The 11994-nt window shown below is 41.0% G+C and carries 12 protein-coding genes; 4 read left to right on the top strand and 8 right to left on the bottom strand.

Going from position 1 to position 11994, the window contains the following annotated elements; genetic code table 11:
• Window positions 1-31: 31 nt before the first annotated feature.
• Entirely contained in the window at window positions 32-1993 is a 1962-nt protein-coding gene (locus ACM0OY_RS37395) for an elongation factor G (RefSeq protein WP_414573770.1), read from the bottom strand.
• Window positions 1994-2275: 282 nt separating this feature from the next.
• On the opposite strand from ACM0OY_RS37395, the gene ACM0OY_RS37400 reads away from it, so the two are divergent.
• Both ACM0OY_RS37400 and ACM0OY_RS37405 read left to right on the top strand, forming a co-directional pair.
• Entirely contained in the window at window positions 2276-3190 is a 915-nt protein-coding gene (locus ACM0OY_RS37400; RefSeq protein ID WP_414573771.1) for a tetratricopeptide repeat protein, read from the top strand.
• Window positions 3191-3354: 164 nt separating this feature from the next.
• On the top strand, window positions 3355-3903 hold the full coding sequence (locus ACM0OY_RS37405) for a phosphate-starvation-inducible PsiE family protein (protein ID WP_414573772.1): 549 nt from the start codon (window positions 3355-3357) through the stop codon (window positions 3901-3903).
• A 106-nt stretch (window positions 3904-4009) separates the two neighbouring features.
• Here the strand turns inward: ACM0OY_RS37405 and ACM0OY_RS37410 are convergent, their stop codons facing one another.
• A complete protein-coding gene (locus tag ACM0OY_RS37410) occupies window positions 4010-4588 on the bottom strand; it encodes an isochorismatase family cysteine hydrolase (protein WP_414573773.1) in 579 nt (192 codons plus the stop codon).
• Between the two features lie 182 nt (window positions 4589-4770).
• On the opposite strand from ACM0OY_RS37410, the gene ACM0OY_RS37415 reads away from it, so the two are divergent.
• Window positions 4771-5016 carry a hypothetical protein gene (locus ACM0OY_RS37415; protein ID WP_414573774.1) on the top strand — a complete coding sequence of 82 codons (246 nt, stop codon included), beginning with the start codon at window positions 4771-4773 and terminating at the stop codon, window positions 5014-5016.
• Between the two features lie 40 nt (window positions 5017-5056).
• Here ACM0OY_RS37415 and ACM0OY_RS37420 read toward each other — a convergent pair whose 3' ends face one another.
• From ACM0OY_RS37420 to ACM0OY_RS37440, 5 genes are all read right to left on the bottom strand, one after another.
• Window positions 5057-5296 carry a hypothetical protein gene (locus tag ACM0OY_RS37420; RefSeq protein WP_414573775.1) on the bottom strand — a complete coding sequence of 80 codons (240 nt, stop codon included), beginning with the start codon at window positions 5294-5296 and terminating at the stop codon, window positions 5057-5059.
• 38 nt (window positions 5297-5334) lie between these two features.
• Window positions 5335-6183: an Rpn family recombination-promoting nuclease/putative transposase gene (locus ACM0OY_RS37425; RefSeq protein WP_414573776.1), complete on the bottom strand. Its 849-nt coding sequence runs from the start codon at window positions 6181-6183 to the stop codon at window positions 5335-5337.
• Window positions 6184-6307: 124 nt separating this feature from the next.
• Window positions 6308-7228, bottom strand: coding sequence for a methylenetetrahydrofolate reductase (locus ACM0OY_RS37430; RefSeq protein ID WP_414573777.1), 921 nt, complete (start codon window positions 7226-7228; stop codon window positions 6308-6310).
• Between the two features lie 191 nt (window positions 7229-7419).
• Window positions 7420-8430 (bottom strand): tryptophan--tRNA ligase, encoded by a 1011-nt coding sequence (gene trpS, locus ACM0OY_RS37435; protein WP_414573778.1) that lies wholly within the window; start codon window positions 8428-8430, stop codon window positions 7420-7422.
• Window positions 8431-8542: 112 nt separating this feature from the next.
• Window positions 8543-8812 (bottom strand): hypothetical protein, encoded by a 270-nt coding sequence (locus ACM0OY_RS37440; RefSeq protein ID WP_414573779.1) that lies wholly within the window; start codon window positions 8810-8812, stop codon window positions 8543-8545.
• On the opposite strand from ACM0OY_RS37440, the gene ACM0OY_RS37445 reads away from it, so the two are divergent.
• Window positions 8787-10370 (top strand): B12-binding domain-containing radical SAM protein, encoded by a 1584-nt coding sequence (locus tag ACM0OY_RS37445; protein WP_414573780.1) that lies wholly within the window; start codon window positions 8787-8789, stop codon window positions 10368-10370. The genes ACM0OY_RS37440 and ACM0OY_RS37445 overlap by 26 nt on opposite strands.
• Before the next feature lie 484 nt (window positions 10371-10854).
• Here ACM0OY_RS37445 and ACM0OY_RS37450 read toward each other — a convergent pair.
• Window positions 10855-11994: WD40 repeat domain-containing protein (locus tag ACM0OY_RS37450; protein WP_414573781.1), on the bottom strand; the 1140-nt coding region annotated here is incomplete at its 5' end.

The raw sequence follows: 11994 nt of genomic DNA on the forward strand, positions 1-11994 counted from the left end.
TGTCTTACATCAAGCGATGTGAATTGATTTTTTATTGTTTGTGAGAAATTTGCGCTAAGGTGAGCGATCGCAACTCTACAATAAAGTTTTGCATCTCTGCTTGTGGCAAGTATGCAACTACATTATCCCAGCCTTGCCAATCGTTTTTACCCTCATAGCCTAAAATTTGTCCCCGTCTACCACTCAATAGTTGCAACACTTTGGAGGTAAATTCGCTTGGTGTTGTCACTTCTACCCGGAGAATCGGTTCTAATAAGGTGGGTTGTGCTTGGGGTATTCCCGTTTGCATTGCTAATCGGGCGGCTTGTTTAAAGGCTTGTTCGGAACTATCAACGGTATGGTAAGAACCGTTGGTCAAAGTTACCGCGACATCCACCACAGGGAAGCCCAGAGGGCCGTGTACCAGAAATTCCCGCACGCCCATTTCTACCCCAGGGATGTACTGTCTCGGAACGACGCCGCCGACGATGGTTTCATTAAAGTTAAATCCTTCGCCGCGTGGTAGGGGTTTGATATCCAGGAAAACATCACCAAATTGACCGTGACCGCCACTTTGGTGTTTGTACCGTCCGTGAACTGAAGCTACCGTTTTGCGGATGGTTTCTTTATAAGGCACTTGCGGTAAGTGGGTTGTCATCGGCAAGTTATATTTGCGGCGCAGTCTATCTAAGGCAACTTGCAGATGAATTTCGCCTTGACCCCAAAGGATAACTTCGTGGGTGTCGCCGTGTTGTTCCCAAGCAAGCGAACTGTCTTCTTCTAATAGCTTAGTTATGGCAGCGCTGAGCTTAACTTCATCGTTGCGTTTTTCTGGTGTAATCGCGAGGGCAAACACAGGTTCCAACTGTTCAGCTTTGGCTAATTGCACTGCTGAGGATTGTTCTGTGGAGACTGTATCCCCGGTCTTGATTCCTTCTAAACGGCTCAAGGCAACAATTTCACCAGCAGCAACTTCATTAACTGATTGCTGTTGTTGTCCCATGAGGCGATAAATTCCACCGGTGCGAACGCCATTGAGGGCAAGACCATCAGTTAATTTACCCCGCCAAACGCGCACCAGGGAGAGTTTGCCACCTTGGGGAGTGTAGTAAGTTTTGAGTACCTGGGCTATGGGAGCATTGCCTTTAATATTTTTTAAGCGGCGTTCTGCTGTGGTTTCTGGTTCGGGGGCTTCCCGTAACAAAGCTTCTATTAGAGGTCTTACACCATAATCTTGTTCTGCCACACCAAAGAAAACGGGGACTACTAAATCTGCCCCTAATTCCATTTTTAAATCTTTGAGGATTTCTTCTTGGGGTGGTTCGATGTCTTCTAAAAGTTCTTCGAGTAAATGGTCGTCAAAATTTGCCAGGGCTTCGAGCATTTCTGCCCGTGCTATATGTTCTTCTTCTTTTAAATTTTCTGGGAAGGGGATGGGGTCAGCAGGTGCACCGGGATGATATTGATATGCTTGTTCGCTCACCATGTCGATAAAGCCGGTGAGTTGTTCCCCTTGCATGATGGGATATTGATGGGCTACTAGGGGACGGCTGGAAACTGCCTTGAGGGCGTGTAATGTTTCTAAAACATGAATGTTTGCCCGATCCATTTTGTTGACGAAAACTATGTGGGGAATTTCCCAATCGTCGAGGAATTTAAATAGAGGGGCGAGGGTGAGGACACGATCGCGTATCGGTTCGCAAACTACAATTGCGGCATCAACTCCTATTAAAGCATTGTATGTTTCTTGAGCAAATTCTACGCTTCCGGGACAGTCAACAAAAGTGAAACGAGTACCGTTATACTCAGTGCTAGCAGCGCTGACTTCTACACTCATGTGGCGATCGCGGGACTCGGCAGCACTATCTCCCACTGTATTGCTGTCTTTAACACTTCCTTTGCGAGAAATTGCCCCTGTGACAAATAACAAACTTTCTAGTAAAGTTGTTTTTCCACTTAAATAAGGACCAACAATTGCAACATTCCGCGAACCCGATTTTACTTTTTCGTTCATAAAACCTCCCTTGCGGTAATTCATTCCTAACCGCATTACGCTATGTATATCAGGGATAAAAAATGGTTCTCTGGAGTCAAAATTACCCCTTCTTTAATTTGTTATTATCCTACCTTTAATCCAAAGTTAAAAAAATTGTAGCCTGTCGTAAGATTTAGCTTAAGAAAAGTTAAGCATCACAAAGTTTAATACTCAATCAACAAGTTTTGTAAAAAACTTCAGCAGTAACCAAACTTTTTGTTAAATAAACGTAACTGAAAATGGCCTCGATTGAGAAAATCCATGAGATTATCACTCTATAAATATCGCATAGTACCTTTAGTAAGTTTGATATTAGTGGGTATCATCTTTCCCCCCTCTCTCCCTGCTTCCCCTGCTCCTCTTCCTTCAAAGCTGGCACAATCTAATAGTCAAGCTGCTGTAGACTCCTTAAACCAGGGCTTACAGGCAATTCAGGCAGGAAGAGTACAAGATGCGATCGCTGCTTTTAAACAAGCAAGTCAATTAGATCCGACATTGGCAGCAGCCCACTATAACTTAGGGCTAGCATTACGACAAACAGGACAATTACAACCCTCTGCGGACGCATTTTATCGAGCGACGCAAGCCGATCCTAAATTTGCTCCAGCTTTCGCTAATTTAGGCGGTACGTTGTTAGAAGGCAATAATTTAGAGTTAGCTAACGATTACTTGCTACGTGCGTTAGAACTCGATCCCAAACTAGGATTTGCTCACTATAACTTGGGGTTGCTGCGAGAACAGCAGCGAGACTGCAATCGGGCGATCGCATCTTTTAAAAAAGCCATAGAATATAGCAAAAATGCACCAGAACCGCCTTATCATATTGGGATGTGTTATCTTCAACAAGGCAAACTCGATCAAGCTAGAGATGCCTTTAATCAAGCAATAAAAATTAATCCCAAATATCCAGAAGCTTATTATAATATTGGTTCAATTTTGTTTAACCAACGTAAATTACAAGAAGCGTTAGAGGCTTTTAGAAAATCAGCCGAAGCTAACTCCAACTATCCCAATGCTTATTACGGTGCTGGGTTAGTTTTTATGCAGTTACAACAATATAGAGATGCAGTACAAGTATTACAATTTGCCAGAGATTTATACAATGCTCAGGGTAATTCTCAATGGGCAAAAAATACCGAACAATTGTTGCAACAAGCACAAAATTTCAATCGATGAATAGTGAATAGCGAACAGTTATTAGGATTGACTGATAACTGTTAACAGATAACTCATAAATTATTAACTTCCCTGAGGTAAAAAAGTTTAATATTGCGTAACATAAAATTATTGGGTTGACTCGCTGGTGTTGTCTGAACTTGTCCTAACAGGAATGAAACGTAATGCAAAAGCGCCTGAAGAGTCGATTTTTATTTTGCGATCGCTGGCTAGATCGCCACTCAATTGTTCGCAACATGGAGGCTTTCCAAGACTTAATTGTGATTGTCTTGTGTTTAGGTTTATTTGCGGTGATGCTGATCCAATTGTGGGGGATAGGTATTGCCCTCACGCAGCCACTAGACTATAAACATGTGACTGCAAAAATACTATTTGTGTTGATTTTAGTCGAGTTATTTCGACTATTAATGGTCTACTTACAAGAACATAGTATTTCTGTGGGAGTAGCAGTTGAGGTAACAATTGTCTCTGTTCTACGAGAAGTAGTAGTTCACGGAGTACTAGAGATTTCTTCCTTTCAGACAGCTGCAATTTGCGGTTTATTGTTTATTCTGGGTTGCTTACTGGTAGTCTGCGCTAAAACGCCACATATGGATTGTATGAGTGCTAACACTAAGTTGTGCCCTATTGTTTATAAAGGAGGTAGGGAACGAAAAAAGGATCTAGAATTTCAGTATTCACGTAAATGTGACGAACATCAACCTCTTGCATAAACTCCTATCAAAAAAAAGAAGTGGTGGAGTAAGAAATCAAAAGATAAAAGGCAAAAGTAAAAATAGTGCCGTTTACTTTTTAATACTCCTGCCACTTTGCTTGAGGCTAATATTGAGAATCTCTGCACGAAATCGGATTATTAAAAGTTGAATCTTTTTCTAAGTATTTATTTAAACTTTCTCTATCTATGGGTTCAGTTATTATATTGCTGATTCCAATTAGTTGACTTAAAACTAAAATTGCTGCTTGATGATAATTATCACCTCCATTTGATGCTGAGTAATAGCTTAAAACACAAGTAATAATATTGTTTTCAAAAAAATCAATAGCAGTTTTCAATACACAAGCTTCAGTATCAATTCCACAAATAAACACTCTCTGAATATTTCTCTCTTTCAGAAATCTCAAAGTTTCTTTATTGCAAGCTGTATATACGGTTTTCTCAAAAATTACCTTAGCGAATGGTTTAATATCGTCAACAATTTTTTGCTCTGTTTCAGAAAGAAGTTGATGCCAATTTAAATATTTTACATAAGGACTATCGACGGTATTTATAAATTTGGTGAATACGACATTATCAAATATACTTTGTTCTAATAAAGATTTAATCCTTTGTACGACATAACTTGTATCTTGAGCTATAAATCCATTTTGAATATCAATGATAAATAGGCAAAAATTCATGATTTTTATAATACAGTTAAGATATTTAACAAAAAATTCATAAAAGAGCCTACTACTCATTTGGTATATAACCGACCTTTGCAAGGTACTTCCGACGTATTGAACTATACCCTTTTTGGAAGATGAATTACTCTTTGAGCGCCAGTATAAGTTAATTAGAAATCCTAGAAGAGGGTCAAGTAATGGCTAGTAATACAGGTAACGGACAGTCTCAAGAACCAATTAGCAACTTGGAGTACGATTTTGTCACCGTGTTGCACAACAAGGCTGAAGCTGTTAAGGCTTATGATACTTACATTAAAGATGCACAAGAAGTAGGTTCTCAGCCTTGTGTAGAGTTGTTTCAAAAACTGCGGCAATCTGATATTGAGCAAGCAAAAGAAATTCGTCACCATCTACAAGAAGTGCTGCAACACGGTAAGATGTAACCCAACTCTGAGAGTAATAGAATGCATTTGTCTAAGCGGCTTAGTAGTCTATATCGTTAGTGATTATGCCGCTAGAAGCTAATCTTTGATAGGTGAAGTATGTAGTGGCGATCGCCTCTACGAAGTACTCGATGATGTCTAAAACACAATTGAGTGCAGTAATACAAATACACAATTTGGGGTCACGATAAAAAGTACAGTCGAGAGGAGTAGTAACACTTCTCTCGACTTTAGTTATGGGAGTGTCTTCGACAAGGTTGTTGTAGAGTAAAAATTTCAAGCAAACAACCAGAGTATATGTCTAAGCAGTGCCTACAATCAGACAGACCTATTTTCAGCCGCTTCCTGTACTTGCTCAACTGTTAAATCAAGAGCCGCTGCCACTTGTTCCACACTTAACCCTAGTGACAACAACCTCGGAATAGCTTCTAATTTAGCTTCCTGGCGACCTTCCAGGCGACCTTCCTGGCGACCTTCCTGGCGACCTAGTTCCCGACCTTCTTCCAAGCCGTCTTCTTTGATTGACTGATACATTCTTGTTTTTTTGAATTCCTCATCTATGCCCAACATTTCTGCCAACTCCTCTCGGCTTAACCGGGTAAATTTGTACAACAAGATGGTTTCTATCAATTCTACAATTTGCTTTTTGTTTGCTTCGTCCGCCAGTTGTTGTCTTGCCTGCAAAATCAATTCTCTACCTTTATTTAAAGCCGTCTCTTCCTTTTCGATAATTAATTTGACGATCGCTACTTGCAATGAGTTCTCTGCTGTACCTAATTCATCTAGATAAATACGTTGCACTTGTGAACTGTTTAGCAGCAACTCATATGGCAGGCGATCGCTGGGATCTAAACTTCTTTGGGGATAGATAACTACAGCACGCCAATAATTTACTGATTCGTTTTGACGCAAATAAACAAAGATTTCTGCAAATAAGCGTCTGTAAAAATTCGAGTCTAGTTGAAACTGAACTTCAACAAAGTACAGTGGTTGCTCTATGGTTTCACTTGTAGGAACAAATACGCCATCAATGCGGAAGGCAGTTTCTTTTACTTCAATGGAAATAAATTCATAGGCATTGACGTTAACAGTTGCATTCCCAATTATGGCAAAAAATATACTGGGAAAATTTTGAAATAAGCTATAAAATATTTTATCAGTTTGCACTGGGATTTTGTTAAGGTAAAAGTCTGTATTTAAAGTTTATCAAAAATCGCGATCGCCTTTGATTTCCAGATAAAAAAAGCAGATGGAATTACCAACTGCTTTCATTAAAAATGCATTACTTCTTTTACCTTGATACCAACTGATTAACTGGAGCAATCCCAGCTAAATCTAAAATTGGCGCAATTAAATCTTCTCGCTTCACTGCCATCATATGAACACCTTGACATAATTGCCGCGCTATCTGCACTTGTTCGGCAGCAATTTTCATTCCTTCTTCAAGAGGGTCTTTGGCTTTTGCCAATCTATCAATAATATGTTGGGGAATATTTACACCCGGAACACACTTATTAATAAACTGAGCATTCTTGGCCGATTTCAACAGAAAAATTCCTGCCAAAATTGGTTTTTTATAGCCAGCAGCAATTGTGTCCATAAATTTTTCTAGGCGTTCAAAATCGGTAATCAACTGACTTTGAAAAAATTGCGCTCCGGCTTCGATTTTACGTTCAAATCGACTTTGCAATCCCGACCAACTCTTACATTGCGGATCTACTGCTGCACCAGCAAATAAATCTAGCGCCCCATCAGTTAGGTGTTTATCGTTGCAATCAACGCCTTGATTCATCTTACGGATCACTTGCAGCAGTCGCACAGCTTCCAAGTCAAACACTGCTTTGCAATCTGGATGATCGCCTGCTTTTACTGGGTCGCCAGTTAGGGCTAATATATTGTGTATGCCCAAGGCATGAGCGCCCATTAAATCAGCTTGTAAACCAATGCGGTTGCGATCGCGACAAGCAATTTGACAAATCGGCTCTACACCGTTTTGTAATAAAATGACTGATGCCAGTAATGAAGACATCCGCAGCACGGCGCGGCTACCATCTGTAATATTGACGGCATGAACCCTCCCCTTAAGAGTCGCCGCCATTTTAATCATGTGGGCTGGATCTCCCCCTTTTGGAGGTGCTACCTCAGCGGTAACCAGAAATTCACCTGCTTGCACGGCTCTACGGAAGGCAGTGGGGCTATGGGTATGATGCATATCATTAGAAATCTGGATTTATTAAACAACAAGTCAGAATTCAGAAGTAGAGACGCGATTAATCGCGTCTGTACAAATTCAATTGACGCGATTAATCGCGTCTGTACAAATTCAATTGAAGAATTCTGGCGACTAACGCTTGAATTCTTTCTTGTTAAATGGTATAACAAATCACACCCAAAAGGTAAAACTCATAGAGGCACAGAGTAACCCAAAGCAACTTTTACTTGTGATAAAGTTTGATTGGCGATCGCTCTAGCTTTTTCGGCTCCATCCCGCAACACAGACTCTAAATAGCTTCTGTCCGCTGTTACCGCCTGATATTTTTCTTGGATTGGTTTGAGAGCCTCAATGATTGTGTCTGCTAACAATGGCTTGAATTGTCCCCAGCCCATATCTTGACACTCAACTGCTACATCTACTTTTGTTTTCCCAGCAAGCAATGTATACAGAGTTAATAAATTATTACACTCTGGACGCTCTGGATCGTCAAAAGTTAGACCACGAATTGGATCGGTTTTACAACGCTTAATTTTGTATTGAATTTGATCTGGTGAATCTAGCAAATTGATGCGGCTTAAATCCGAAGGATCGGACTTTGACATTTTGCGTGTACCGTCTGCCAAACTCATCACCCTTGCCCCTTCCTTGGGAATCAAAGGGTCTGGTAACTTCAGAACTGGCTGTTCTGGTTTGCCAAATTGGTGATTTAAGCGAGCTGCAATATCCCGTGTCAATTCCAAGTGTTGCTTTTGGTCTTCACCCACTGGCACTTTATCCGCTTGGTAAAGCAAAATATCAGATGCCATCAGTACTGGGTAATCCAACAAGCCCGCACTCACATTTTCTCCCTGCTTGACGGCCTTTTCCTTAAACTGGATCATATCTTGCAGCCAGTTTAGGGGTGTAATACAGTTGAGCAACCAGGTGAGTTCACTGTGGGCCGAAACGTGGGATTGCACAAAAATGGTGGAGTGACTTAAATCAAGGCCACAAGCTAGATACAAAGCAACAAGGGTGTAAGTATCAGATGCTAGCTGTTTTGGGTCGTGTGGCACTGTAATTGCGTGCAAATCAGCCACAAAGAGGTAATTTTCGTATTCGCTCTGACCTTCTACCCAGTTGCGAATGGCTCCCAAGTAGTTGCCTAGATGGTAATTGCCGGTTGGTTGAACTCCAGAAAGAACACGTTGCTTGCCCATAAATTCTCAACTTAGTTATCTCAAATCTGCACTAATTAAGTGGCGCTCTGGTGACAATTCCCCTCTCTTCTCTAGGAAAGGCTCGATTAACCCAAACGCGCCTACGCAAAACTCATTTAATTTTGACATTTTCCGTGCCAACTCGCCGTCGGGGAATTAGCAATTTAGTCATGACAGCAGATTTACTCTGAATTTTGGGAGATTGCAAATTTGGATTTGGGTCAATTCCATCTTGGATAACGAAAGTGTCGAGTTCCTTTTTTTTAGATAATTTAGACAAAACTTCAGTTTTTTTAGAGAAACTAGCAGTAACCTGGGAATAGTGAGTTAATTTCTCTACTCCGGGGAGTCTGCTGATGAAAGCTTTACTACTCTGGCCCATAATGCCCAATTCTTTCTGGTCTTACCAGGAAACCCTTGATTTGGCAGGATTACGCTCTACAAATCCACCATTGGGTTTAATTACAATAGCGGCAATGCTACCAAGTGATTGGGAAATTAGATTAGTTGATCGCAATGTCCGTCTAGAGACAGATGAAGACTGGGATTGGTGTGAGTTAGTAATCATCTCTGCAATGATTATCCAGAAAAAAGATTTGTGGGAGTTAATTCAAAAGGGGGTGGCGTTAGGTAAAAAAGTGGCAGTTGGTGGCCCTTTTGCGACATCAGTGCCAGAATTCGCTTTGGAAGCAGGAGCTAATTATTTAATTTTGGATGAGGGAGAATGTACTGTCCCCTTATTTTTGGAAGCATTAGCAAAGGGAGAAACAGAAGGAATTTTCCGGGCGACAGAAAAACCCGATGTCACTCAAACACCCATACCCCGCTTTGATTTGTTAGATTTAGATGCTTACTTGGCAATTACGCTGCAATTTTCGCGTGGCTGTCCATTTCAGTGTGAATTTTGCGACATTATCACCTTATTTGGTCGTAAGCCACGCACGAAAACACCAGAACAAATGCTAGCTGAGATGGAAGTCTTATATCAAATGGGCTGGCGGCGATTGGTATTTATTGTAGATGACAATTTTATCGGCAATAAACGTAATGCTAAGCTTTTATTGCGATCGCTAATTCCTTGGATGCAAGAGCACAGCTATCCATTTATGTTACTCACAGAAGCGTCCTTAAATCTCGCGGAAGACGATGAGTTGGTTGAGTTGATGGTGCAAGCTGGTTTTAGGATGGTATTTATGGGTATTGAAACGCCAGATGTCGATAGTCTAGCCGTAGCCAATAAAGAACAAAATACCCGCCAATCACTGTCAGAATCTTGCTACAAAATTACACGAGCCGGACTACAAATTATGTCTGGCTTTATTATTGGTTTTGATGGTGAAAAAAAAGCAGCAGGACAACGCATTCAAACATTTGTAGAAGAGACGGGTATTCCCCAAGCGCATCTCGGTTTGCTTCAAGCATTACCAAATACAGCTATGTGGAATCGTCTCAAGCAAGAAGGACGCCTCAAAGAAGGATCGATGGATTTTATGGGTTCTCAAAAAGCGTTGATGAATTTTGTACCCACTCGCCCATTGGAAGAAATTATTAAGGAGTATATTGACACTTTTTGGAATTTGTACGATCCGATGCTTTATCTCAAGCGTACCTTTCACCACTTTAACTTGATGCAAGGTAAGCGGCCTAAAGGCAAACGTCCTCTGACATGGCATGAATTACGATTATTTCCAGTAATTGTTTGGCGACAGGGTATTCTTCGCTCAACTCGTTTCCGTTTTTGGTGGCAATTAGTAGCGATCGCTCTCCAGAAACCAGATTTATTGTATGATTACCTCGTGGCATTAAGTTTTGGCGAACACTTCTTCAGCTTCCGTCATGAAGTGAAGCTAGAACTAGAGACACAACTAGAAATATTAAAGCAACAGCAACAAGCACAACAGACAGAAAAAGCAGATTATCTGTTGTCACCTGTTAGTTGAATTTGGTAAGTAGAGACAAAATTAATCTTGTCTCTACTTACCAAAAAACCCATTTTCAAACTCATACTTTTTCATTTCTAGGACTTACGCACGCTCTACGAATCCTTCTCTACGAGACGCTGCGCGTTGGCGGAAGCCTCTCGTAGAGAAGGCGGTTCGAGAAATTTATAACTTACACACTGTACAAATTAGCCATAATATGTATTCTGATAATTAGTCGTTTCAAGAGCTTCGCATAACCCTGATTTATTGGCATATTTGCGATCGCTAATTTATTTCCCGAATTTACAACCTTTTTCATCTATTTGAACCACAATCTTTTTACCCCACCCCCAACCCCTCCCCTTGGCAAGGGGAGGGGAGGTTTTGGCTTTAGACAAAACCGGGGTGGGGTAACGCGGATCGTGATATTGAATGAGTGAATTCAAAACTAGTTTCATCGTTTAACCTCAATTTTTATTTTCCCCTAGCTCTTTTTTTCAAGTCATTTAATTTCTTCACGGATAAACGACGGATCTTTCCCAGCACGCAAGGCTTTTACCCAGCCTTGCCGTTGTGATTTCTCTTGTGTATCATCAGTCTTAGCAATGTATGCCTCAAAATCTTCAATTGCGCCTTGAATGTTGCCTGTTAGCGCCCTAGCAAGACCACGACTATCACGATAACGCCCATATTCCGAATTGAATGCCACAGCTTTTTCACAGGCAAACATTACGTCTTTGGCATACTTTTGTAGACTACCTTGGCGACAAAGTGTGTCCCAAGAATCTGCATTAATTTCTAGTTTGGGTGCGAGTTGTTGAGCTTTGGTATAAGCAGAGATAGCTACTGGAAATTTACCCTTTTCTACAAATTCACTACCCTTTTGAGTTAGCACTGCCACTGTTTTTGTTTCTAAGTAAGAGTCTTGTTTTAATGCACTTTGAAAAACGGTAACCGCAGCATCAATATTACCTGCTTCTACAAATTCTTGACCTTGCTTGAATAAATTTGCAGCCTTAGCCAATTCTTCTGCTTTTTCCTTAGCATTAAAGTTTAAGTTAGGACTCCACTTTAAGGCTGTATTGAAGGTAGCAAGTGCTTCTTGGGCATCACCTTCTCTTGCTTCCTCCTCACCTTCTTTAACTAAAAATGGTGCGGCTGCTATCAAAATAGATTTATCTTGGCATACTGATAGCTTTTCTAACTCCTTGGGATGAGTGACAAGGTAATTACTCAGCCAGTTACAACCTACTAGCAAATTTTGATTTAAGCTTTTAACTGCCCACACCCTTGCTGTCTTGTCTCTACTCGCAGTCACAATCTGCTTGCCATCTGGGCTAAAACTGGCATTGTTGACCACGTTTTGATGCCCTTTGAGTTCGGCTAGCTGTTTACCAGTGCTGCTGTCCCACACACGGGCTGTCTTGTCAACACTTGCGGTGACAATTTGCTTGCCATCTAGGCTAAAACTGGCATTGTAGACCTGTTCTTGATGTCCTTTGAGTTGAGCTAGCTGTTTACCAGTAGTGCTGTCCCACACACGGGCTGTCTTGTCAAAACTCGCAGTGACAATTTGCTTGCCATCTAGGCTAAAACTGGCATTGTAGACCTGTTCTTGATGTCCTTTGAGTTGAGCTAGCTG

The organism is Nostoc sp. CCY 9925 (assembly GCF_963920935.1).
Lineage (GTDB): Bacteria > Cyanobacteriota > Cyanobacteriia > Cyanobacteriales > Nostocaceae > Nostoc.

What these genes read in the sequence shown, in the direction of transcription:
- ACM0OY_RS37440 (WP_414573779.1), bottom strand. Translation starts at nt 8,812, where the DNA reads ATGGGCCAGAGTAGTAAAGCTTTCATCAGCAGACTCCCCGGAGTAGAG.
- ACM0OY_RS37415 (WP_414573774.1), top strand. Translation starts at nt 4,771, where the DNA reads ATGGCTAGTAATACAGGTAACGGACAGTCTCAAGAACCAATTAGCAAC.
- ACM0OY_RS37400 (WP_414573771.1), top strand. Translation starts at nt 2,276, where the DNA reads ATGAGATTATCACTCTATAAATATCGCATAGTACCTTTAGTAAGTTTG.
- ACM0OY_RS37405 (WP_414573772.1), top strand. Translation starts at nt 3,355, where the DNA reads ATGCAAAAGCGCCTGAAGAGTCGATTTTTATTTTGCGATCGCTGGCTA.
- ACM0OY_RS37410 (WP_414573773.1), bottom strand. Translation starts at nt 4,588, where the DNA reads ATGAATTTTTGCCTATTTATCATTGATATTCAAAATGGATTTATAGCT.
- ACM0OY_RS37395 (WP_414573770.1), bottom strand. Translation starts at nt 1,993, where the DNA reads ATGAACGAAAAAGTAAAATCGGGTTCGCGGAATGTTGCAATTGTTGGT.
- trpS (WP_414573778.1), bottom strand. Translation starts at nt 8,430, where the DNA reads ATGGGCAAGCAACGTGTTCTTTCTGGAGTTCAACCAACCGGCAATTAC.
- ACM0OY_RS37445 (WP_414573780.1), top strand. Translation starts at nt 8,787, where the DNA reads ATGAAAGCTTTACTACTCTGGCCCATAATGCCCAATTCTTTCTGGTCT.
- ACM0OY_RS37430 (WP_414573777.1), bottom strand. Translation starts at nt 7,228, where the DNA reads ATGCATCATACCCATAGCCCCACTGCCTTCCGTAGAGCCGTGCAAGCA.